The 23,879-nt window shown below is 40.5% G+C and carries 17 protein-coding genes and 1 pseudogene; 7 read left to right on the forward strand and 11 right to left on the reverse strand.

Features of this window, described 5'->3' with window-relative positions:
- Positions 1-124 precede the first annotated feature (124 nt).
- Entirely contained in the window at positions 125-1,015 is an 891-nt protein-coding gene (locus tag EKM61_RS04335) for an alpha/beta fold hydrolase (protein ID WP_068226053.1), read from the reverse strand.
- Positions 1,016-1,032: 17 nt separating this feature from the next.
- Entirely contained in the window at positions 1,033-2,022 is a 990-nt protein-coding gene (locus EKM61_RS04340; protein ID WP_068226052.1) for an acyltransferase family protein, read from the reverse strand.
- Between the two features lie 686 nt (positions 2,023-2,708).
- On the opposite strand from EKM61_RS04340, the gene EKM61_RS04345 reads away from it, so the two are divergent.
- A complete protein-coding gene (locus tag EKM61_RS04345; protein WP_068226051.1) occupies positions 2,709-3,704 on the forward strand; it encodes a ketopantoate reductase family protein in 996 nt (331 codons plus the stop codon).
- Positions 3,705-3,803: 99 nt separating this feature from the next.
- On the opposite strand, the gene EKM61_RS04350 is transcribed toward EKM61_RS04345, so the two are convergent.
- Together EKM61_RS04350 and EKM61_RS04355 are read right to left on the reverse strand one after the other, a co-directional pair.
- The gene (locus tag EKM61_RS04350) at positions 3,804-4,565 is read right to left on the reverse strand and encodes an alpha/beta hydrolase (RefSeq protein WP_068226050.1); all 762 of its coding nucleotides are present in this window, start codon (positions 4,563-4,565) and stop codon (positions 3,804-3,806) included.
- Positions 4,566-4,600: 35 nt separating this feature from the next.
- On the reverse strand, positions 4,601-5,194 hold the full coding sequence (locus tag EKM61_RS04355) for a hypothetical protein (protein WP_068226049.1): 594 nt from the start codon (positions 5,192-5,194) through the stop codon (positions 4,601-4,603).
- A gap of 684 nt (positions 5,195-5,878) precedes the next feature.
- Between EKM61_RS04355 and EKM61_RS04360 the strand changes: the two are divergent.
- The 4 genes and pseudogenes from EKM61_RS04360 (at position 5,879) to EKM61_RS04375 (ending at position 9,535) form a co-directional block, all read left to right on the forward strand.
- A pseudogene (locus EKM61_RS04360) lies at positions 5,879-6,797 on the forward strand (metal ABC transporter solute-binding protein, Zn/Mn family).
- Complete coding sequence (locus EKM61_RS04365; protein ID WP_068226048.1) at positions 6,769-7,464, forward strand: metal ABC transporter ATP-binding protein; 696 nt, start codon at positions 6,769-6,771, stop codon at positions 7,462-7,464. Before EKM61_RS04360 ends, EKM61_RS04365 begins: the two are co-directional and overlap by 29 nt.
- Positions 7,457-8,248, forward strand: a complete 792-nt coding sequence (locus tag EKM61_RS04370; protein WP_068226047.1) for a metal ABC transporter permease — start codon at positions 7,457-7,459, stop codon at positions 8,246-8,248. The genes EKM61_RS04365 and EKM61_RS04370 overlap by 8 nt, the downstream gene beginning before the upstream one ends.
- 96 nt (positions 8,249-8,344) lie before the next feature.
- A complete protein-coding gene (locus EKM61_RS04375; protein WP_068226046.1) occupies positions 8,345-9,535 on the forward strand; it encodes a multidrug effflux MFS transporter in 1,191 nt (396 codons plus the stop codon).
- Between the two features lie 120 nt (positions 9,536-9,655).
- On the opposite strand, the gene EKM61_RS04380 is transcribed toward EKM61_RS04375, so the two are convergent.
- The 3 genes from EKM61_RS04380 to EKM61_RS04390 form a co-directional block, all read right to left on the reverse strand.
- The gene (locus tag EKM61_RS04380; RefSeq protein ID WP_068226045.1) at positions 9,656-10,036 is read right to left on the reverse strand and encodes a DUF1694 domain-containing protein; all 381 of its coding nucleotides are present in this window, start codon (positions 10,034-10,036) and stop codon (positions 9,656-9,658) included.
- Positions 10,037-10,206: 170 nt separating this feature from the next.
- A complete protein-coding gene (locus tag EKM61_RS04385; RefSeq protein ID WP_068226044.1) occupies positions 10,207-14,178 on the reverse strand; it encodes an MMPL family transporter in 3,972 nt (1,323 codons plus the stop codon).
- A 28-nt stretch (positions 14,179-14,206) separates the two neighbouring features.
- Positions 14,207-14,791 (reverse strand): TetR/AcrR family transcriptional regulator, encoded by a 585-nt coding sequence (locus tag EKM61_RS04390; protein ID WP_068226043.1) that lies wholly within the window; start codon positions 14,789-14,791, stop codon positions 14,207-14,209.
- A 1,000-nt stretch (positions 14,792-15,791) separates the two neighbouring features.
- Between EKM61_RS04390 and hflX the strand changes: the two genes are divergently transcribed.
- A complete protein-coding gene (gene hflX / locus EKM61_RS04395) occupies positions 15,792-17,069 on the forward strand; it encodes a GTPase HflX (protein WP_068226042.1) in 1,278 nt (425 codons plus the stop codon).
- A gap of 512 nt (positions 17,070-17,581) precedes the next feature.
- On the opposite strand, the gene EKM61_RS04400 is transcribed toward hflX, so the two are convergent.
- From EKM61_RS04400 to EKM61_RS04415, 4 genes are all read right to left on the reverse strand, one after another.
- On the reverse strand, positions 17,582-18,106 hold the full coding sequence (locus EKM61_RS04400) for a shikimate kinase (protein WP_068226041.1): 525 nt from the start codon (positions 18,104-18,106) through the stop codon (positions 17,582-17,584).
- Positions 18,107-18,121: 15 nt separating this feature from the next.
- Complete coding sequence (locus EKM61_RS04405) at positions 18,122-19,219, reverse strand: prephenate dehydrogenase (RefSeq protein ID WP_068226040.1); 1,098 nt, start codon at positions 19,217-19,219, stop codon at positions 18,122-18,124.
- 482 nt (positions 19,220-19,701) lie between these two features.
- Positions 19,702-22,479, reverse strand: coding sequence for a cation-translocating P-type ATPase (locus tag EKM61_RS04410; protein WP_404802799.1), 2,778 nt, complete (start codon positions 22,477-22,479; stop codon positions 19,702-19,704).
- A 531-nt stretch (positions 22,480-23,010) separates the two neighbouring features.
- Positions 23,011-23,352 carry a hypothetical protein gene (locus tag EKM61_RS04415; protein WP_068226038.1) on the reverse strand — a complete coding sequence of 114 codons (342 nt, stop codon included), beginning with the start codon at positions 23,350-23,352 and terminating at the stop codon, positions 23,011-23,013.
- 217 nt (positions 23,353-23,569) lie between these two features.
- On the opposite strand from EKM61_RS04415, the gene EKM61_RS04420 reads away from it, so the two are divergent.
- Positions 23,570-23,851 carry a hypothetical protein gene (locus EKM61_RS04420; RefSeq protein ID WP_068226037.1) on the forward strand — a complete coding sequence of 94 codons (282 nt, stop codon included), beginning with the start codon at positions 23,570-23,572 and terminating at the stop codon, positions 23,849-23,851.
- The last annotated feature ends 28 nt before the right edge of the window (positions 23,852-23,879 follow it).

The following is a 23,879-nucleotide window of genomic DNA, read 5'->3' on the forward strand; positions in this document are numbered from 1 at the left end:
TGAGTAAACAAAAAGCACATTCACCGAAGTGAATGTGCCGTTCAAAATCTCCACCAATACGATTTGACAGAGACCCACATTAATTAATGCGACCTAATCACCGTTGAACTAGTTAATTATTTTATCAATTGGATTTACCCCACAAAAATTTTAATAGTGCTTGATCAACTACCGGATTATCTTCGTGTAATCGACTGTGTTCCGCCTGTGGCCCCGTAACTCGTTTTGTTTGGTAGCTGGCCGCACGTGCTTTAATGAGGTGTGCTAGCGACGTTGCAGAGACCACGGTCACTACTTTGTCCGAGTGACTACCATCTTTTAGATCGCCATAGATATTAAGTACTTTAGTTTGTTTAGGAAAATGATTAGCCAAGCGCTCTAAACGTAGGTACTCCGGGTGGATAATTAATGGCTGGCCACCTTCTAGAAAATGATTAACGTTTGGGCGATCAGTCCAAGTCGTGCCATCACGTGGGTGAAATTTTTCAGTATGCCCAACAATCCCATCGAAGGGTCCAGCAATCGTCACCAACTTTTTTAACCGCGGCACATCCGCCTGATTACCATGATTCATGGCGTAATAAGTTGCGGCGTAAGCGCCCATCGAATGCCCAACAATATTAACCGTCTTAATCCCGTAACGTTTTTTTAGTTGCTGCATTAAAATGGTCAACCATTTTTCGTATTGTACTTCCCCAGCACGATTCCCCGTAAAAATAACCTGAATCAGAGGATTTTTCCGCCGATTTGACCAATAGCCACTGTAGCTAAACTGCCCACTAGGACTTACCGTAACGGTCAGACGCTTACGACCGACGTGGGCGCTTTCAATCGCGGCAATCATTTGGTTACTGGAATAGGCACTACCACGCCAACCGTGAACAAAAACGGTTGGTGTCGTTGTGTAATTATAAATAGAACGTGTTTGTTGGCGCTGCTGTACGTAGCCGAAAACCCCTAAAATAACCAATAAACTCCCAATTAACGAAATACCCCAAAGCCATTTTTGTTTCATTATCCTCCATCAATTCCTTAAATAGAATGTGGCACCAAAAATAACCGTCGTCCAAGTGCCTTAACTCTTCGACCAACAAACATCAAAGCAATTGGTATTATGATACCAGCAAAACTTAGGATCAACCACCCATTAATATGAATTTGTTCTAAAATTGCGAAAACCAATTTGTGGGCGTACATAATAGTTAGCGTATGGCGGCCAATTAAAAGAAACAGATGCAATGCTGGTGTATATTGCAGCCAGTAAGCAAACATGAAGATCAATAAACAAAAGACTAACGGCACAGCAATCGTTAACCATTTTTCAGTAATTGTGTGTGACTTTAAATAGAATTTAAAATCAAAAATTCCTTGTTGCTGGGCAATGATAAGCCCGCTGGCAAGAGTTGCAACCCCAATTAACAAGGGCCGATTGCTAATCCTTCGCTTAAGCAGTCGAAAACCACGATAACCAACGTAAGTGTAAAGCAAGGCGCATAACGCAACGTCGGCATCACCTGGTAAAGGAAAGCCAAAAACTGCCTGCGCATTTTTATAGGTTACACCAATTACAAAAATGATTATTACAAGCAACCATTGCTGCCAACCAGTTTTAATAAACGAAATAATCGCCACCGCGGCTGCAACTGCTAGTAAGTAAACTGTCATGTACCAAAAAGCACTCAGCGTCCCATTCAGTAACGTACCACCATAAAATAGATCACCAATTGCTTGTAAGAAATTATTGACTGACATTTGTTCCATTACAGCATTAATAAGTGTTAATACAAAACCCACGAATAGGTATTGCAGGTATAAGGGCAATAACTTCTCTTTCAAGAAGTTTAAATAATCTTTTTTAGCAACTGGTTTTAAAAAGAAGCCAGCCATAACGAAAAATAACGGCATGTGCCACCAGTACAAAACCTTAAAGAAAGTACCGTGAACTGGCGCAGCGTGACCGATGACTACTGCGATGATTCCTAATGCCTTTGCGATATCAATCCAATCAATCCTTCGCCGCATAATCCATCTCCTTCACCGTTTGACTTCTACTTTTAAGCCTAAACGGGAAATGTGAAGATAAAGTGGTTAAACTTTTGGTGTTTTCCGAAAATGTTGCTGTAAAATGCGACAGTTTCATTTCAAGCGCGCCAAATAACGCGCTTAATTTAATTTTACGTCACATTTAATCGTCTATTTTAAACAAATACTAACTTGTCTTTCGTTATCAATTGAGCAACTAAAACGCCATACACTACAGATTAGTATGTTTAAACATAGCTTGCTAAAATATGACTAAATTATTTCAGAAAAGGTATTGACGTTGTCCAAATTTACGTGTAAAGTGAGAAACATTAAATATAAATGATAAAAGCACATAACAATTTAATCGGAATTAGCAAGCGTGTTTATCAACAGAAAATACCACCGCTGAGAAGGTATTAGGCCACTTGCAAAAAGGATAGATTGGTGTTACTTCTTGGCTTCAAGAAGTAGGTGTGGTCCGCCTTAACGGCTACGTTTATTGGTGTAGCGTCTGCTGCGTCCGGAATCAATAAACGAACTGAGGCTATTGTTGTGAAACAGTAGCGAAATTTAGGTGGTAACACGTGAAAACGTCCTACAGAGTATTTGCTCTGCAGGGCGTTTTTTATTTTTATCATTAATATCACATTTATTTTTAATTAAAACTGAAAGGATGATTTTTTATGAAATATACAATTATTGGTGCAGGCGCTATGGGGTATCGTTATGGTGTTTTATTACAAGAAAACGCTGGGGTTGATGTTGATTTTATCGATACTTGGCAACCGAATGTTGAAAAAGTTCGCGAGCAAGGCGGCGTAACAGTTTCCCGGAATCATCAAAATCGACATATTGTCCCAATTAACATTTATTACCCTGAAGAATATCAAGGCAAACCTGATGTTTGGATCGTTTTCATGAAACAAATGCAGCTTGCTGACATGTTAAAACGTTGTGCCCCTCTATTTAACGATCACCAAATCGTCTTTTCCGCGATGAACGGTATGGGCCATATCGATAAATTACGCAACTACTTTAATGATGATCAAATCATTGGTGGTACCGCTATGATTGCGACTGTCCTTAACGGGCCAGCTGATGTTGACTTCATGGGTGAGTCTGGCGCCGGTGAAATGCATATGGCTAACTACACTGAAGAAATCAACGATAACATCAAAGCCGTCGAAAAGGATTTCAAAGCGGCCAATCTAAATCCGATCATTACAACAAACTTTATGGGAACATTAATGTCGAAAGTGGTTTTCAACGCTGTCGTCAACACACTTTGCACGATGTTTGAACTTACAATGGGCCAATTCATCGAATATCCTGGTGCTAAGGAAATGTCCACCCAATTGATGAACGAATCTTATGATGCTTGTGAGCGCGCTGGAATTCAAATGATTGAAACCCGGCAACAAGAAATTGAATCCGTAGATTACGTTAGTCGTGTTAGTAACCCACTGCATTACCCGTCTATGTACCAGGACTTTTCTAAAGGACGGCCAACAGAAGTGGATTACATCAATGGTTATATTGCCAAAATAGGCCGTGAACATGATTATATTTGCCGAACACATGAATTTATCACCCACGAAGTACATTTGGCCGAAATGATGCGTAAATATAAACAGGCACCTGCTAAGCAGATGGCCACTGAGGAAAATAGTATCGCTTAAAACAATTAACTTACTTTTGTAGCAATAAATAAACTAAAAAACACAATCTAAGCCCGCTCACTGAACAAATCAGTCGTGTTGGACCTAAATTGTGCTTTTTTATTGGTATAAATAGTTTGCAATTAATTTATCAACATCTGGATTTTCGTGCAGCATACTATGAAAAGTATGCAAAATATTACCGTGAATGGTCCGTGCCTGATAACTAGCCACGTATGGCTCAACTAACTTACCCATCGCTAAATCATCGGCCACCGAAACGGCACCATCTGAGTGGTAATGATCAATTTCACCAGCAATATTCAAAATCTTTAAATTGGCGGGCAACTGTTTAGCCTGTTGTTTCCGATTAGGATAGGTTGTCGCGATACTAACAAATTTTTCCGGTGTTGGTAAATCTGGCCGCCCGTTGGTAGCGGTTAGATAATCAAAAATGATATTACCACCACTAGAATGACCAACTAAATTAATTTTTTGAATATGGTAATCACGTTTTAGTGTTTGCATAACAGCCACTAACTGTTTGGCCTCTTTTTTGGGTTCGGCGTCAGCACTAAAGAGAATTTTAATCGTTGGATTATCCTTTAGCGGTGCCAGCTTATGAACCTTGATCTTTCCCTTTTTACTGACATTTACCGTTAGCGCGTGCTGTGCAATGTCGTAATGATTTAAACGGTGGATCATTCCCGTAAAAGAATAACGCCCATGTAAACCCGGCACAAAAATAGTGGCCGTTTGTTCTTGTTTAACTGAAACACCCTTTAAGACCTGTGCCCGTTGGTTGAAATAAACGTTCCAGCTTAACACACCAACAAAAATAACCGCCAAAACGCTGACAATAGCCTTACTAATCTTACGCATTTTTACCCACCAGATCTCCTTTAAACACAACTACCTCAACGCTTTTTATTAGTTGAATTACTGCGTAACGCTATCCAAGCATTCGTTGCCAAACCCATTGCAAAACCTAATATTAGTCCAAGTAACAGCATAATCCAAAAAATCATCCCTACAACTTGATCCTCATACCAAATTTCACCAAAGATTCCTAAAATTCCACCAATAACAAGGCCAAACAGCATTCGACTTAAATAAAGTAACCAGATTGCCTGCTTGGTTTGATTATCAATTTCGCGATAATAAGCCTGCCACTGATTGTAGCGCTCGTCGACAACTAATGGATTATCTGGACTATGTCGGGTAAAAACCTTTTTTGCCTGCTCCAGCGCAGCCTGCTCGGTCATCTGTTTCTTTTCCACACAATCCTGAACATAATCAGTCATGTAGCCAGCCAGCTCCTCCGCCTCTTCCAAGTGCGCTTGTGGTGCAATCCGCAAACCGCCAATTTGGTGATGGTGTCGGTTAATTTCAACGTTAGCCCGCTCGCCCATTCGCTCAAAATAGGTAGGCTCATCAGCGGTTAATGGTAATTTGGTGCACACTTTCGCGTATTTTTGAATTTGCGCCTGTATTTGTTTACTGACAGTCAATTTAGTTCACATCCTACTAAACGTTTTATGATTTTTATGATTAACTTCCCTTAATCTGGTAAAAGTTAGCGCGCCAAAAATCTGGTCCACGTGCCACGAGTGTTTGAAAAAGTGGTCAGATTTTACTCTACAATTGGGGATTATTACTGGCCTCGCTGACGCTGTCGATCGGACTAAGTTCACCTCGATCACCACAGGAAACTGCTTTTTCAAGCACAACTTCAGCTAATCCAAAATCGGCCTTTGTTCCACTCCCTAACTAATTTAGTGGAAACGTGTTTGGTAGCCAAGCATCTTTTAAACACGCCTGTATTAGCGCCCATTAACTCAAAAGGAGCGCATCAAGTAACCAATTTTCAGAAATTTTCTTGACAAAATAAAATACACCGGTAAACTGGGTGAAGTGATCTAAATAGTAATAGCTACTTTTTAGATCACTTTACTGACAACATCTAATTTTCAGTATAACAATCTTAGTGTACACTTGAAATAATTTTGAGTGAAGCCGCAATATTACTAAATCCAAATAACATTATTTAAAGTATGCTTGCTATTTTACGCTAAAACATGTTTGAAAATTGAATCTCTGGCTAAGTTTACGCCAGTACAGTCAGTAATACTTAGAATTCAAATTTTTTAATACTTCCTATACTAACACTTGATTTTCCGGAGGCTCTTATTCAAATGAAGAAACGAAATTTAGGCTTATTATTTTTAATAACGGTACTTTTCTTAGCCGGCTGTCAGGCAACGCAGCCAGTTAAACAAAAGGGGATCACTGTGATTAGCTCGCTTGATTTTTATGGTGAAATTGCAAAGGCAGTCCTTGGCAACCATGGTCACGTACAATCAATCATTACAAACCCAGCAATTTGATCCCCATGACTTTGAACCGACAACACAAACAGCTAAAGACGTTGCTAAGGGCCAAATCATTCTATCAAATGGTCTTGGCTATGATAGCTGGATGCAAAAGCTCGTTGAGGCCAACAATCAGAAAGGAGTGACCGATCTCCGTGTTGGCGAGGATATCATGAAAAAACAAGACGGCGATAATGAACATCTCTGGTATAATAAAAAAACGGTGCCCAAATTGGCTAATCGTCTAGCCGCTTTATACGCCAAACGTGATCCAAAGCATAAAGCGGCTTACCATAAGAATGCCCAACGTTACATAAAATCATTAGCAACGCTTGATAATAAAATCACGACAATCCGCCAACACAGTAACGGTGAAAAAGTAGATGTTAGCGAGCCAGTGTTTGATTATGCATTAGCCGAAACTGGCTACAAGGTTAATAATACTCATTTTGCCAAATCAGTAGAGGATGGCACGGATCCTTCACCAGCGGATATAAAGGCCATGCAGGCAGACATTAAAGGCCATAAGATTGCATTTTTTGTTGAAAACACGCAAGCCAACGACAAAATTATTAATAATCTTATTAAGTTAGCTAAAGATAATAACGTCCCCGTTTTAAAAGTCACTGAGACTTTGCCTAAGGGACTGACCTATAAAGAATGGATGCTAAAGCAGTACAATCAACTTGAAACTATTCAAAAGGGGCTAAACAATGACCGATCCAATTCTACGCGTAAATAACTTAAAAGTAGCTTTTCCCAATCACCGTGTTTTTGAAAATTTAAACTTTAGTCTTCATAAAGGTGAATTTCTAAGTGTTGTTGGTGAAAATGGTGTTGGTAAAACGACTTTAATTCGAACAATTCTACAACAACTAAAGCCTGCCGCAGGTAACGTGCAGTTCTTTCCTAATCGCAAAGCAGTCACGTTTGGTTATGTTCCGCAGTTTCGCAACATTGATGAGGAATACCCCTTATCAATTCGCGATTTCATCAGCCTTAATTTAAGTGGCATTAAGTTGCCGTGGTTATCCCGTAAGGAACGGCAGCAAGTTGACCAGATTATTGCACAAACTAATCTCCAAAGAATCCAGAATCGGCCATTAGGAATGGCCTCTGGCGGTGAAAAGCAAAAGGCCTATCTTGCTCAAGCCTTAGTTGAACAACCTAATCTGTTAATCTTGGATGAATCAACGGCTAGTTTAGATAACGTTATGAAATATGAATTGTTGGACCTGGTTAAACATTTCAACCAAGTAACGCAACTAAGTGTTATCTTTGTTACCCATGATTTACCATTAGCACAAAAATACGCGGATAATTTTTTACTTTTACGGCCGACTAGTTTTAAGTACGGTCCGATTGGTGAATTAAGTGAGGCTGATGTCAAGGAGGTCAGTGATGTTTAGTTTAGAGTTTATGCGCAATGCCTTTGTCGCCAGCACCTTTATCGCAATCATTAGCGGCATTATTGGCGTCTTCGTCAGTGCACGAAATATGTCTTTTTTAACCCATACTTTATCCGAAATTGGTTTTTCCGGTGCAGCATTTGGTGTCTTCATGAGCTGGCCACCGCTAAATGGTATGCTTTTATTTACCATGGTTAGTTCGGTCATTGTAGGCCAACTAAGTGTTAAACAAGCCCGCCGTGAAGCATCAATTAGCGCGATTTCGAGTCTTTTCTTAGGTCTTGGTATTTTATTTCTTTCCTTATCCAATAAAAATGCTAGCTATGCCACCAATATTTTATTCGGCAGTATCATTGGTATCAATCACACAAACGTGATTCAAGTAATCGAGTTGTCAGCCTTAGTCTTAATTATTATTGCCTTTGTTTACCGCGATTTAAAGTTTGATTCTTTTGACGCAATTGGCGCTCAGGTTAAGGGACTTTGGACCAACGCTTTATCAATTATTTTCCTAGTCCTACTAGCACTTTCTGTCAGTGTTGCTGCCCAAATCGTCGGCTCACTTCTAATCTTTGTTTTATTAACCTTACCAGCTGCCAGTGCAAAATACTTTGTGCACACGGTTAGTGGAATGATGGTTGTCGCTATCCTAATGGCTCTGGTCGGCGTTTGGGGCGGTCTTTGCCTCGGTTACATTACCAACTGGCCAGTAAGTTTCTTCATTGCTTCGATTGAATGCTTGTTTTATTTTGCGGCTCTGAGTTATAATCGTTTGCGCCAGTAAATGGTTGGCAAGGCCAGAGATGTTTGGAAAAGCGCCCAGGCTCCTTACCTCAGAATTTAAGCGCTAGTCAGTCCACTTTAACTTGGAGGCAATAAGATGTCGAAACGGCGGGAAATTTGGTTAATCGTTTTATTGGGAACTTTGAGCGCTTTTGGACCCTTGTCCATGGATATGTACTTGCCATCGTTACCCGAATTACAGCAAAAATTGCACACTACAACGTCATTAACCCAGTTATCAATCACTACTTGTTTAATCGGTTTAGCCATTGGGCAGATTTTTATCGGTCCTTACAGTGACAAGGTTGGCCGTAAAAAACCAACTTTAATGGGCCTCATTTTTTTCACGTTGGCCTCACTCTTGGCCAGTCTTGCAACTAATATTTGGTGGCTAATCATTCTACGTTTTATTCAAGGTTTGGCCGGTTCTGCGGGTTTAGTAACCTCACGGGCAATTGCCAGCGATCTTTTTTCCGGAAAAAAGCTGACCAAATTTTACGCACTGCTTATGGCAGTTAACGGTATTTTCCCGGTGATTGCCCCGATTATTGGCGGTTTTGTTTTAACGTTCACCAATTGGCGTGGTATTTTTTACATCTTAACGGCCATTGGGATTGGCCTTTTTTTTCTCGTATTATTTGGCTTGCAAGAAACATTACCCGCACCAACCACTAACGAACGGACTAAAACTGGTCTCGTCTTAAAACAGCTTCTGCACGATAAAATATTCATGGGTTACACGTTAGTTAATGGTCTTGTTTCTGGTGGCCTATTTGCTTATATATCTGGCTCTAGTTTTATGTTACAAAATATTTTTGGCCTTTCATCACAAGGCTTTAGCCTACTCTACGCAGTAAACGGCCTCGGTATCGTCGTAATGTCCCAGCTTGCTGGCAGCTTAGCAACTCGTTATGATGAACGTCACGTACTAAAAGGTGGCGTTTTGGTCGCGTTATTAGGCGCAATTTTATTATTTATAACGCTATTTTTGCCCCATCACTTAAGTTATGTCGTTGCACCATTATTCTTAATCGTCTCAATGGTTGGCATTGTCAGTACAGTTGCGTCATCACTAGCTATGCAACATGAGAAAAAGAATTCCGGTAGCGCCTCGGCCGTATTGGGGCTTAGTCAGAATTTAATTGGTGGCCTACTATCGCCCTTTGTCGGTATCATGGGAAGAGATACTTATTTACCAATGGCGGCCTTAATTCTAATGTGTGAAGTTGCAGCCCTCATGACTTATCAGCTAACCATCGGCAAAACGGACCACCCAACTACTAAATAATCAGAGATTTAGTAATAGCTTCAAACAGTAAAAGGCCGGGACAAAAGTCCTGGCCTCTTATTGTTTCCGATCATTATTCTAGAACGTGCACCAAAACCGACCTTTGTCTCACTCCGCTGGCTACAACACCACTGGCCGCTTAATCTTGCCATCTGGAGAGGCAATCACTAGACCAAAATCACGATCCGTTACGTCACGCTGAACGCGGACACCCATTTGCGCTAAGATCGTGAACGGATAATCCAACGCGACTGCTAGCCGCATATAGCGGTTAATCAACGTTTTCCCCATTCGGCCGTTGAGATATATTCGGTACTGCGGATAACGCGTGAGTACCGTTTTAATAACGGACTCGGCCTTGGGCGTACGTAGTTGACCAACAGTTACCGCCATTGCCACTCGTTCGCGAAAGTTGCCTAGAAAGGCCCGCTTTTCATCTGGCTTTAACTGTGGTGTTCCAAACAAATGTGTTCTAAGGTATTCTTGCATTTCGTTAGCCATTTTTATTCACCTAACCTGTCTCTTACTACTGTTTAAACTTTCGGGTAATTTTCCAACTAAGCGTAGCACGAAAACAAATTTTTAGCACTCAATTAAAACAACCCAAATTCTACTGAATACACAAAAAAGGTACTACACCATAAAAAACATGGTCTAGTACCTTTTTTACACTACTTACGCTTCTTTTCATTTTCATTCAACTTATCCGAAATTGGGTAAGTCAAACGAATTAAACTTGAAATAACGACTGGAATCATGAATACCAAGATTACGAGTCCAATGATAACGGCTAACGCAACCTGAATTAAGGTTAAGACACCAGACGGCATTAAGGCCGCAAACGTACCACTCAAGATAATTGCAGCCGATAAGACAACTGCTCCAATAATTCCGGAAGCCGAAACAATTCGCGTACTTGGTGTACCACCTTCAAGTCCAAATTCACGGTACTTCATCATTAAGAAGATACTGTAGTCAACACCTAAAGCGATTAACATAACGAAGGAGAAGAATGGTGTGTTCCAAGTCAACATACTCTGACCTAAGAATACATTACTAACCCACCGTGTTAGGCCTAAGGAGGTAACATAGGCTAACAGTAACGTGCCCAAGATGTAGAATGGTTGTAAAACAGAGCGCGTAATGAACATCAAGGCTATCAGAATACCACCTAACATAATTGCTGCCGTCCGAACAAAGTCCTGACTAGCAATCTTATGCGTATCTGAAGTTACGGCAGTTTGCCCGCCAATTGCAACTTTGGCGTTTGCTAAAGGTGTCCCTTTCAATTCATTTTGAACCTCTGTTTGTAAATGATCAATCCGTGCCATTGAAGTTGCTGAGCTTGGATTAGTGTTCAAAACAATTGTAAACTTAGTTGCCTTATTATCCGCAGACATATAAGTATTAATTGATTGTTTAAACGTCTTCCCCTTCAAAGCACTCTTCGGAATATAGAACGTCTTAGCAGCTTCTGACTTCTGCAAACCAGTCAAGTAACTATCCGCCGAACCAACACCCTTATTAATGGTGTGGATTCCATTACCAGCAGTAACTAGGCCGTCATGTAAGGTTTGCATCTGTCCAACTAAGCCTTGCAACGTCGTGTACATCGTCTTTTGTCCATTATTTACCTGGATTAAGCCAGCCGTTAATTGCGGTGCATTTTGACCTAATTGATTTGCCCCGCTGGCCAACTGATTAGCACCAGACTGCAGTGTACTTGAGTTACCCGTTAATTGCTGAGCACCACTATTTAGTTGACTGATACCACTAGTCAACTGTGGTACTTGGCCATTTAATTGACCTAGGCCACCAGCTAACTGATTAGCACCGCTAGTCAAAGCTGTCGAATTAGCAGTTAACTGATTAGCACCTGTTGCTGCCTGGTTAACGGCGCCAGTGTATTGCTGCAAACCAGAAGATAACTGACTCACTTGACTTAACATCGTAGAATTACCAATCGTTGCCGCGATAGTATTGGCATCAGTTGTATCCACACCAGCACCGTTAACTCCTGTGTTGAGTTGATCAGCAATTTGCTTCGAACTCTGGGCCGTGGTTTCTAATTGGCCAAGTCCATTAGTTAATTTCGTCATCTGACTCGATAAACCTTGTAAGCTTGCCGCTGAAGGAATTTTATTAGTTTCATTTAATAAGTTTTGTGCATCAGTGGTCATCTTAGTTAACCCTGAAAGTGAGTTATTTAATTGATTCAAGGTGTCTGCATCAGGCATTGATTTAGTCAAATTAGATAACGAATCCAGACTGGAATTAAGTTGGCTTAACGTTGTCATTTCTTTGCCAACAGATTGGACTGTTGTTACGTTTTTACCGGCTGATGATTCAATTTGGCCTAATTTAGCCTGGTCATCACTAGACAACTTTGTTTTATCAATTGAACCGGCTAGGCTGGCAATCGTACCGTCGTTTTGACCAACCGTATTTAATTGGCCACTAACTTGCGTTTGTAGACTACCTAATTGATTAGCACTTTGTTGCAACGCCGTAATTTGTTGTTGGGCGCTTTGCATTGATTTAATCATTGGCTGTAACTGATTTAGGGTTCCTTCCAACTGCTTTAACTGATTTAATTCAGTTTGAACAGTGGCCGCTTGACTCTTAATCGTGCCAAGGCTGTTGGCAGCCGTTGATAATTGCTGTAATTGACCCTGTTGTTGCCCAAGTGTGTTATTTATTTTTGTAATACCTGAATAAACACCATTGTTGTACGCAGTTAATCCAGCGACAGCCTGTGGTAATTGCTGCGTTTGACTAACTAACTGACTAACACCGGAATTAACCGTACCCGATGAAGCGGATAATTGGTTCAGGCCATTACTCAATGTGCCAACACCATTCGTATACTGACCTAAGCCACCATCAAGCGTATAAGCACCACTAGTTAATTGACTAACACCACCTGCTAGGGTACCTGTACTGCTATTTAGCTGCGAAATACCACTGCCTAGTGCTGCGACACCAGTTGTATACTGACCGATACCGCCACTCAAGGTATTGGCCCCTGTAGCAAGTTGGCCCGCACCGCTAGCCAATTGTTGACTGCCATCGGTTAGCTTACCGGTGCCATCAATTAATTGCTGAACGCTAGATAATCCGCTAGTCATGTTGCTAGAACCGAGCTGATCACTAGCCGAAGTAAGTCCTTTGTTGATCTTAGTTAGACCCTTACCGGCGGATTTCATACCCTTAGTAACTGTTCCAACCTGATTATCAACGTATAATTCATTAATCGCTGAACCACCTGGTTGCGTGACGGAGGCTACGGTTTTAACGCCTTTAGCCTTCTGCAACTTTTTGGTTACTTGATCGATTAATTTAAGTGACTGTTCATTGTTTAATTTTTTGTCTGATTTAATGTACAGTGTTGAAGGCTCCGCGGTTCCCTTTGAAAAATGATCCTGAACGACGTGGAAGCCCTCTTTTGCCGGTAAACTATCGCTTAATTCATCTAAGTTATCGTAATCTAAATGATTATTGTACGTAAACAAAAACGGTAACGTAACGACTAAAACAATTCCCAACGCAATAAATGGGTGTAAAACGGAACGGCTGGATAAACCGTGCCAAAGCTTACTGGTACTATGACCATCAAAGTTTTTGGTTGGCCAAAACATCCGCTTGCCGAGAACCGACATAAAGAATGGATTTAACGTCAATAAAACTGCGAGTAAGACCGCAACCCCAATGGCAACACCCACTGCCGACTGATAGATTGAAAATTTAGCTAAGCCTAACGCTGTAAATCCAATTAAAACGGAAGTCCCACTAAATAAAATCGTCCGTCCAGCCACTTTTCGGGCAGCCATCGTCGCTTTTTCATTGGAAACACCACGACTGAGTTCTTCCTTAAACTGATCGAACAGTAGAATATTATAATCCGTCCCAATCCCAAAGAGCACAACCACCATGAAAACTTCAGTGAAGTTAGATAGCGGAAAGTTGAAACGAGAAACCAAGTTCATAACGATACTTAAAGACGTAATGAACGACACGCCAACCGTTAGTAATGAAATCAACGGAACGATCGGTGAGCGGAAGACAATGACTAAAACAATGAAAATGAAGATTGCCGCAATCACTTCAGTTTTCTTGAGGCCTTCTTCAGTAGCCTGCGTAAAGTCATCGTTTAAAATATCACTACCAGTAACATAGCTCTTAACTCCTGGCGTTTTGGCACCTTTAGTGATTTTTGCGTTCATATCACGAACGGTTGCCTTCTTAGAAACCATAAACTGAACCAACTCAGTAGATTTATCTTTTGAAATCAACTGTTTTTTTGCTTCGGCATTATCACTGGCAGCAGTTACTGCCTTAATACCGTAATGTTTTTTATTATCACGAAAATTTTTAATGGTTTGGTCAATATTATCTTTCTGATTGGCCGTTAACTTCTTATTACCATTATTAAAAACAACAACTACTTGTCGCGTATTTCCTTGTCCCCGTCCCCAATGATTCTGAATTACATTGGCAACTTGACTCTGTGCAGAAGCCGGAATTTTGGTTTGCCCCTTATCCCGTACTAACTGTGAAGTGTTCGGCAAAGCCACAATTGCAATAATGACAATAACTATCCAAGCAATCAGTGCGCCAATATGCCGATCAACAAATCGTTTCATTTTACAAGTCATCTCTTTCTACCCAAATTTATTTCTTTGCAAATGCATCCCAGCAGCTTTCCTGCAGTTCAGCAAAAATTTTTTCTAGATCTACATTTTTGAGTTGGCGGGTACTTAGTAAAAACTCAATTGTGAAGATTAGCGAACCATACAAAATTGATATTAGAACGTCAGGATCACTTTTTTTAAATGTCCCATCGGCCTGCCCATCTAAAATAAATTGACGAATAAAATGGGCTAGGTCCTCCCTAGCAGTAACACTCGTTTGATCAAGGGCGTCATTAAAAACGTGATTGTTAATGAAGTAAACTTCTTGCACGTGGTGGCGAATAAGGCGAATGCCAGTCGTATAAATAGCGTCAAAGCGCATTTTGGCCGTACCATCAACTGGATAATATTTTCGCAAGGCCAACGTTAAAGTTGTAATAATGTTTTGATATAATTCATTAAAAATTGCATTCTTACTTTTAAAATAGCGATAAATCGTTCCTACACCAACATCCGCCGCCGTCGCAATTTCAGGAACAGTTGTGACTTCATATCCTTTTTTGGCAAATAATGTTAATGCTCTTTTCAAAATCAAACGGCGTTTTTCAAGCGGTTTTGCCGTCACAACTTCACCTTCTTCATAGTTTCTGTTTTTTGCTTAACTGTTTTTTCCAACCAAAACAACATAACGTAATTGGAAAACCACTTATGTAAGTAGCAAATTTATCGATCGAAATCCGTTTAGGAATGAACGTTCATTCCGTTATTTACAAAAGTATATCCTACTCGCATTTTTTAGAATGTCAAGGATAGAATATATCCATAATGGAGCTTTGATACCGATAAGTTTGGCCAACACTAACTAATCGATTTCAGAAGTCTGCTTTAAGCGCGCTTAATGTTGCGCTCGATCATTGCCAAACGCTTAATTGGCAAACAATCGGCAACATGGTACAATTCAGTTGTTAGTAAATCGGCTTAAAATAACGGCAGCAATCGTGCCAGTTATTTTTTTAAAGGAGTATCCCAACCATGAAATATAGTGCATTTTATATTAAGTAATCTCCCTAGTGTGTGTTTGAAAATAATTACTTCTACTAATTTTTTCTGACCACTTTGGCCTAATTTTGCTTAAAGGCGGCCTTCTGTGCTTTTCCAAACACTCCCTAGATCGCTTTTGGCAAATACCTTTACTAGTATTTACCTAACTTATTTGGTGTAAACGTGTTTGAAAAGGCAGATTCCTGCGGTTGCCATGTTTCAACTTGGCGGTTTTTGCCGTAGTTGAATGGACAACGGATGAAGCATCTAGATTATTAGCGTTTTGTGCTAATAATCCTCAATTGCGGAATAGCAGCTACAACGGCCAAATCACCTTTTTCAAAGGTAATTCGTCTGTTTAGGCTGCGATTCGGACTTTGGTTCATCTTAGTCCGATCGACATCGTTAGTAATCCTCAGAATCTAACCACCTTTTCAAACACCCCTAAACGTAAATTTTGCTTAGATAATTAAGCAGCAAATTACCTATGACTTGTTATTAAGTTCAATCATTTTTAATAAAGTCACACTTTAATTTGTGGGCAATGAGATTTCGAACAATGAGAAATTTCAGGAAGGAATTTTATGCAAGAAATGAATTTGACTAAAGTCATTGTTGGTGGTGTTAGCCAACAACAGGATAGTTTTGATTACGACATGGCGGAACTCACGGAATTGGCTAAGGCCAACAACATGACCGTTGTTGCCACAGTGAACCAAAATCTTGATAAGCCAATCGCTGCAACGTATTTTGGTATTGGTAAAATTGATGAAATCCGTCAACTTGCTGAAGAAAATGAGGCAACCGTTCTCGTATTAAATGATGAATTGACCCCCTCTCAGATTCGTAATTTAGAAAAGGGATTAGGTAAATTAATCCTTATGGATCGGACGCGGCTAATTTTGGCTATTTTCGCCAATCGGGCAAAATCCAAAGAAGCCAAAATGCAGGTGCAGATCGCTCGTCTACGCTATGAGTTGCCGCGCTTACGAGCTGGTGAACAAGCTAACCTCATGCAGCAAGGTGGTGGCCCAGGCTTCGCTAACCGTGGTAGTGGTGAAACTAAACTGGAATTAAACCAACGAACAATTAAGAATCAAATTACGCACCTCAATCACGAATTAAAAACGATGGAAACCGCGCAACAAACAATGCGCAAACAACGGGATAAAACAACGATTCCAACGGTTGCGCTTGTTGGCTACACTAACGCTGGTAAGTCGACTACCTTAAATGGTTTACTTCGCTTGTTTGACGAACAAGAAACCAAACAAGTTTTTGAAAAGGACATGCTTTTTGCTACTCTGGACACTAGTGTTCGTGAAATCAATCTGCCAGACAAAAAGAAGTTTCTCTTGAGCGATACAGTTGGTTTCATTAATAAATTACCAACTCAGTTAATCAAGGCCTTTCGTTCAACGTTGGCTGAGGCCGCTCAGGCTGATTTGCTCATTCAGGTCATCGATTTTTCTGATCCTCACTATGAAGAAATGATCAAAGTAACTGAAAAAACCCTGAATGAAATGGGTGTCACTGATATTCCAATGATCTACGCCTACAATAAGGCCGATTTACGAAAGGATACGCGCTACCCACTGCAAAATGGTGAACATAACCTAGTTTACGCGGCAAATGATCCAGCTTCCTTAAAATTATTGACTAAGATGATCACTGCCACCCTCTTTGCTGATATGCAGCAAGTCACGTTTTTAATTCCATTTGCTGCCGGTAAATGGGTCGACTACCTTAATGAGAATACTAGTATCGTTGAACAAACCTACACTGAAACAGGTACAAAAATTAAGGCCAATGTTCTACCAATTGATCATGAACGCCTATCACAGTTTGAAATTACCGACTAGTACTACTATATTTAAAAAATTCAAAAAGCAAGCGGCTAGGACAAAAATCCTAGCCGCTTGCTTTTCTCTGGGCGTTACTCTAGAACGTGCTTCAAATTCGACTTTTGTCCTAGCCTCTCATTGTTTCTGAACGTTACTCTAGAACGTGCGCCAAAAGTCTGGGTTCACGTGCCTAACGGAAGTGTTTGAAAAAACGATTAGATTCTGAGGATTAGCCTAAACAGACGAATTACCTTTGAAAAAGGTGATTTGGCCGTTGTAGCTACTATTCCGCAATTGAGGATTATTAGCACAAAACGCTAATAATCTAGATGCTTCATCCGTTGTCCATTCAACTACGGCAAAAACCGCCAAGTTGAAACATGGCAACCGCAGGAATCTGTTTTTTCAAACACGACTACAGCCAATTCAATAACCATAGTACGGTTATTGAATTGGCTTACGTTACGCAGTAAACCCAAAAGCGACTTTTGTCCCACTCCTCCTCCTTTTTATGGTGTCGATAAAATCACTTAGTTCACTGCCGACTTCTGTACAAGGAAAGTTTCAATTCTTTCACTAACTTCTTCAGGTGTAAGCTCATCGGTTAATATTGTTAAATCAGAAATACGTTCATATAATGGTTCACGTTTTTTCCATAGCCTAGTCAATCCGGCTGGCCCTAATTGCCCTACAAGTGGGCGAACGGCCGCATCTTCACCGGTTAATCGTTCAAGAATTACAGTTGGTAAAGTTTTAAGAAAAATAATTGGAATTTCAGTTGCCTCGAGAACGGCCCGATTAGTCTCCGATTCAATCACACCGCCACCTGTTGATAAAATTCCGTTACGCTTGAACGCTGTTTTTAAAACCGTTGTTTCTAATTGACGAAAAGCAGCTTCGCCATCTTCGGCAAAAACTTGCTTAATTGATTTTCCCGCGGCCGAAACAATCTCGTCATCTAAATCAATCTGTTGTTGTTGCGTGTTAATTGCTAAAACATTCCCCACTGTTGTTTTCCCCGTACCCATGAAACCAATTAAAATTGCTGTTAACATTATTTTCGCTCCCCTTTACGCTCGGACTTCCGCAATCGAAATTGCTGCCAAAATTATTGTCGCTTTTTCTTTTGCCGCTTCACTTGCAAAGGTTAATTGTAAAATACCATTAATCTCTTCACGCGTTTCTAAAATTTGTAAGTTAACTAATTGCAGTCCACCTGCCGCTAGCTGCCCAGTTACTTGTGCAATGGCACCGGCGCGATCAGGAATATTAACAAATAAGTCGTAAAAACCTGGAATTGCTCCTGCCCTTTGTGGTGTTATTGAATCACGCGTCACTTTTGCCGCTTGAAAATAAGTTAATAAGGCCGCTTTGTCCTGAACTGCAATTGCCTGATCCAATTGTTTTAGCCGCATTACGTAATCGGCCAATAAATCACGCACCGTTTGATCGTTCGTCAGCAAGATATCAGACCACATTTCAGGATCCGACGAGGCAATTCGCGTCATGTCCTTAAAGCCACCAGCTGCTAAGCGTAAGGCGGTCGGTGAATCCTTAAACTGACTAGTTGTTTCGTTAACCAAGGTTGCCGCCAGCATATGCGGTAAATGACTTAGCACTCCAACAACATGATCGTGCTCGGCCGGGGTAATTTGAAGAAATTTAGCGTGTGTCGGCGCCAATATTTTTTTTAAGTATTGCAGTGGCACTTCAAGATTTGCACGTGCCGGAACTAAAAAATAATAGGCGCTACGGAATAAATCCCGGTCGGCCGCTCTAACACCAGATTTATGTGAACCAGCCATCGGATGTCCACCAATCACAGTTACTCCCTGCTCGCAAAGGACCTCCGCCGCCTGGATAACCTGCAGCTTAGTACTACCTGTATCAGTAACAATGACCCCTGATTTTAATTGACACTTGGCCAAGATTTTAAACGCGGCTTCAATTGCAGTTACTGGCGTGGCCAAAATAATAACATCAGCACGTGGCGCGTCCGTGGCCAAATCCGTTCCAATTTCATCAATCACGCCAGTATTTTTGGCGTAGGTTAGACTTGTCTGATTTTTATCCAAACCAATTAGATAGGCCCCCGCCACCCCTTCTTTAATATTTAACGCAAGCGAACCGCCGATAAGTCCTAAACCGCTAATAACGATCGTTACCACAACTGTCACCCCTTTCTAAAATTTAGCTAAGTTGCCCACTTAAATAGTTTTGAAAAAAATCCGCAATACTTTCTAAACCACTAGTTAAACTAAAAAGCGTCCCCATTATCAATTACGATAACAGGGACGCTTTTGCGTGGTACCACCCAATTTCAACAAAATAACTTGCTGCACTCAAACTATTAATGACTAAAAGCCAATTGATTCTGAACGTATAATTCACAAAGTTACCCTGCTTGACTTGCACCATTCGTCAATTCTCTAAACACCGAGATAAATTGCTACTAACCTAATCACGTTCACATCAGATATTATTAAATTATGATGAGAATAGCATAGATTAAGGTAACCGTCAATTATTTTCTGTAAAATGGTAAAAAATCATGTACGTTTAATCGTTAATTGATACAGCACAAGCCACAGCCTTAAGCGCATTAAAATGTGCTAACTAGCAGTAAATAGGCTCCTTTTACCTTCCTAAATCATGCTCTAGCCCTTCGACGACGTACCACCCATTTACGAATTTCCTCAACTAAAATTAACGGTATTGGAATGATAACCAAGAAAATCCATTCATGTACTTGTAATGGCGCTGTATTAAAAATACCTTGTAAAAATGGTACGTAAATTAAGCAAGCTAATAGGACAATCTCAAAAACAATCCCAAAAAGCACCCGGTGATTACTAAAGATTCCAACCTTAAAGACTGATTCGTTGATTGTTCGACAATTAATTGCCGCCGCAATCTGGCAGAAAACAATTGCCGCTAACGTCATGGTAGTCGCTTCTTGATAAACAACACCGTGAGTTGCCAAATTGGTCAGACTATAACCATAAGCAAAATTAACGTATAGGTAGGCCCCAAAAGAAATAATTGCGGCAACTAAGCCGTACCAGAAGAATGCCTTAAAAATAATTCCCTTGTTAAGTAGCTTCTCGTTCTGCGAGCGTGGCGGCTGATCCATTATACCGGATTCAGCTTGTTCAGTCCCAAGACCCAACGCCGGTAACATATCCGTGCCTAAATCGACGGACAAAATCTGCATAACCGTTAACGGCAGCGGAATTCCACCACGAGAAAATAGAAAGACAGCGGATGGCGTTGCTTCTGGCATATTGCTGTTTAAAATATACAATAAAAACTTCTTGATATTATTGAAGACTGTCCGTCCTTCTTCAATTGCACGAACAATTGATGCAAAATTATCATCGGTTAAAATCATATCCGCTGCTTCTTTAGCAACGTCAGTACCAGTCACACCCATTGCAATCCCGATATCAGCCTTCTTCAAAGCCGGTGCATCGTTAACGCCATCACCGGTTACGGCAACAATTTTGTTCATTGTTTGTAACATTGAAACTACCCGGAATTTTTGTTCAGGCGCCATTCGGGCAAAAATGATTTGGCCACTTAAGGCCTTTTTCAACTCTTGGTCGGTCATCGTTTTTAACTCTTGGCCAGTCACAACACGAACATCATCCCCCTGGACAATGCCAATTTTCTGAGCAATGCTTTTGGCAGTTAATCCATAGTCACCTGTGACCATGATAATTTGAATATTTGCCCGGTGACATTCTTCAACGGCCGCCTTAACCTCTGGTCGTGGCGGATCAAGCATCACGGTCAAGCCAACAAAAGTTAAATCCTTTTCAACAGTTTCAATCGTGGCAGCATCTAAATCTTGATCGGCAGGTAAATCACTATAAGCAATTGCTAGAACACGTAACCCTTCTTTAGCATAATTGTCATTTGCCTGCATAATCCTTTCACGATCTTCTGCCGTTAACGGAACAACCTTGCCGTTAACTTGCATTTTCTGACACAAGGCAACAACTTCATTAGGTGCACCCTTTGTGTAAGTTAAATCTTGGGCCCCATTACTATGAATGGTCGTCATTCGTTTTCGAACTGAATCAAAGGGTAATTCCTTTATTCGGGGCGTCTTTTTTGCTTCCATGGTCAGATCCAGCCCTGCCTTTTCAGCAACAACCGTCAAACAAGCTTCTGTAGGGTCCCCTAAAACCGTATAATTATCGTTTTTTGGTGACGGCGGCACTACACGTGCATTACTTGCTAGAGCCGCACCACGTAAAAGTTGCTGTGCATCTGGATCTTTTGTTGCATCAAATTGTGCATCTGACTTAGAAATAATCTTACCTTTTGGCGCGTACCCAAGCCCAGTAACTTCCAGTTCTTCTTTAGGCAACCACAAATGGCTAACCGTCATCTGATTTTGCGTTAGCGTACCAGTTTTATCTGAACAAATTACCGAAGTCTCACCCAATGTTTCAACACTAGACAATTGTTTAACCAATGCGTGCTTCTTAGCCATTCGGTTAACCGCCATCGCTAACGACAAGGTAACAGTAGGCAGCAGCCCCTCAGGAATAAAGGCAACAATCATTCCAAGTGCAAATATAAATGCTTGCGCCCACGGATAATGAACAAAAAAGACGGCCGCAATGAAGAAAAAGACCCCTAACGAAATTGCAATGAGTGAGATTTGCCGCGTTAAACGATCTAGTTCCTTTTCCAATGGGCTTTCAACATTACCCACTGACTGAGTTAAACGAGCAATTTTACCAAAATCGGTTTTCATTCCCGTGGAAAGGACAACGGCTGTAGCGCTGCCGCTAGAGACTGAAGTCCCGGCAAAAATCATATTACTTAATTCTGCGTGACCAACATTTAATTTACTAACGGAATCAGCGCGCTTGGAAACTGCTGCTGATTCGCCCGTTAAGGTTGATTGGTCAACTTTCATATTGGTTGTTTGAATTAAGCGCGCATCAGCGGAGATATTATCGCCCTCTTCAACGTAGATCGTATCGCCCGGGACCAAATCTTCCGCCAAAATTTCACTTTGTTTGCCATCACGCAAAACACGAGCGTGCGCCGGTAGCATTTGGCTTAAGGCCTCCGTTGCTTTGCCGGCCTGAAATTCTTGCCAAAAGCTAAAAACACCATTGATTACATTAACTAACCAAATAGCAATTCCAAGCTCAAGCATATGGGCAATAATTGCAATGAAACCACCCACCCACAGTAAAATGGCCATTACGCTAGTAAAATTACTCAAAAAGATTTTTATCAATGGTTCCTTCGCGGATTTTTCAATTAAATTTTTACCGTATTTTTGTTGTCGCTTGGTCGCCGCCGCACTAGTTAAACCAGTTTGATCAACACCCAGTTTCTTATAAACAGCGCTTGGCTCAACGGCCGCCAATTGATTCATCGTGTCTGGCGCTGTCGTTTTAATCTCTTTTGCCATATTTCCCAGATCCCTCTATTACGAACGCCTTTAAAATTTTATTCGCACACGCTCTTAATTAAACACCAAAAAAGCCATATCGAAACAGAAAGTATTCTCAAGACACCAACTACTGAAACACATTTTTACTAACTTACTAGTAAAAAAAGGTTCAAAATAGTTTGAAATACAATCTAATCAAAATGAACTATTTGTCATCAATATAGCGCTTTTGTAGAACAAGTCAATCTCTTCTTAAACGTTCCTGTGAACCCAGTTGAACTGAAAGATTGGATCGTTAAAAAATACCAATTAGTGAGTTGATTTTAAACCATCTTAAGGACCGTTTTAAAGAATAATTCGAATTTTGAACAATAATTCTGGAAAAGTCCCCAGACTTCTAGCATCGACCTACTGTTTGCATAGCAGAGGGCCTTTTGATCATAATCAAACACAAAAATTGGTTTTTTGAGTACAACTTATTCAACAATTTAAACATTAATATCAGGTAGTCACTCGCCATTGACGAGTAAATGGTATCTATTTTGTTTTTTTATTCTGCTTATTTGCTTCACTAATCGTCATCGAAATTGTTTTAGCTTTATCGCTGACGATTAAGATTGTTCCCTTACCCAGAAAATCTTTATTACCCGAATAATCTAGTTTTACTTCTTCGGCCAACCCAGCATTATTTTGTAAAATAAGGATGTAGATGGTTGTTGCATCAAAATCATCGCTAAAGGCAACGGCCAAGGGAGATTGTACTAACTTCTTTTGTTTACGAAAATCACTTAACGTATTCCAAATTAAATTAATAACCTCTTTAGGTAATAATTCCGCTACTTCCTTTGCTGTTCGATGCTTTTTTGTTGGTTCAAACATAGTAATCCCCTTTTCCAATTCGTTAATAATATCGTTACCTTAACATAATTTAATGCTGGAACAAAATTGATCACTAACAGGATTAGGAAATTCGTTTTTAATCTAATTTTGTTAATAAGATTTGACTTTTAAATTAATTCTTAAATTTTAAGTAAAATGCTCGTCTAAAGTGATTGATAAGGGTTACAATAGAGTTAAAGAAAGCGAGGTCTTGATAATGATGACGCAATGTACAAGTTTGGTGACTGGCGGTTTTGGGCATATGATGAGTAATGGTACGGGTGCTTTCGGCTGGCTCACACTTTTGGTAGTGCTTGGCGCCATCATCACTGTCATCGCCTTCAATCGTAAACGTGAAACTGTTCGCCAAGAAATTCACCAAGAACGGCCAACAACGGCCCGTGAAATTCTTGAGCAGGAATTTGCTGCTGGCCATATTTCCCAACAAGAATATTTTCAACGCCTAGAAGTTCTGCAAGAAACACAAAAACGTTACTAAAAATAGATTGACGATAGCTTATTAATGA

This window comes from Loigolactobacillus backii (genome assembly GCF_003946275.1).
Taxonomy (GTDB): Bacteria; Bacillota; Bacilli; order Lactobacillales; family Lactobacillaceae; genus Loigolactobacillus; species Loigolactobacillus backii.

Excerpts from the sequence above, each read along its gene's own strand:
- EKM61_RS04415 (WP_068226038.1), bottom strand. The coding sequence starts at position 23,352 with ATGTTTGAACCAACAAAAAAGCATCGAACAGCAAAGGAAGTAGCGGAA.
- EKM61_RS04385 (WP_068226044.1), bottom strand. The coding sequence starts at position 14,178 with ATGAAACGATTTGTTGATCGGCATATTGGCGCACTGATTGCTTGGATA.
- EKM61_RS04340 (WP_068226052.1), bottom strand. The coding sequence starts at position 2,022 with ATGCGGCGAAGGATTGATTGGATTGATATCGCAAAGGCATTAGGAATC.
- EKM61_RS04350 (WP_068226050.1), bottom strand. The coding sequence starts at position 4,565 with ATGCGTAAGATTAGTAAGGCTATTGTCAGCGTTTTGGCGGTTATTTTT.
- EKM61_RS04370 (WP_068226047.1), top strand. The coding sequence starts at position 7,457 with ATGTTTAGTTTAGAGTTTATGCGCAATGCCTTTGTCGCCAGCACCTTT.
- EKM61_RS04365 (WP_068226048.1), top strand. The coding sequence starts at position 6,769 with ATGACCGATCCAATTCTACGCGTAAATAACTTAAAAGTAGCTTTTCCC.
- EKM61_RS04380 (WP_068226045.1), bottom strand. The coding sequence starts at position 10,036 with ATGGCTAACGAAATGCAAGAATACCTTAGAACACATTTGTTTGGAACA.
- hflX (WP_068226042.1), top strand. The coding sequence starts at position 15,792 with ATGCAAGAAATGAATTTGACTAAAGTCATTGTTGGTGGTGTTAGCCAA.
- EKM61_RS04375 (WP_068226046.1), top strand. The coding sequence starts at position 8,345 with ATGTCGAAACGGCGGGAAATTTGGTTAATCGTTTTATTGGGAACTTTG.
- EKM61_RS04335 (WP_068226053.1), bottom strand. The coding sequence starts at position 1,015 with ATGAAACAAAAATGGCTTTGGGGTATTTCGTTAATTGGGAGTTTATTG.
- EKM61_RS04400 (WP_068226041.1), bottom strand. The coding sequence starts at position 18,106 with ATGTTAACAGCAATTTTAATTGGTTTCATGGGTACGGGGAAAACAACA.
- EKM61_RS04345 (WP_068226051.1), top strand. The coding sequence starts at position 2,709 with ATGAAATATACAATTATTGGTGCAGGCGCTATGGGGTATCGTTATGGT.
- EKM61_RS04420 (WP_068226037.1), top strand. The coding sequence starts at position 23,570 with ATGATGACGCAATGTACAAGTTTGGTGACTGGCGGTTTTGGGCATATG.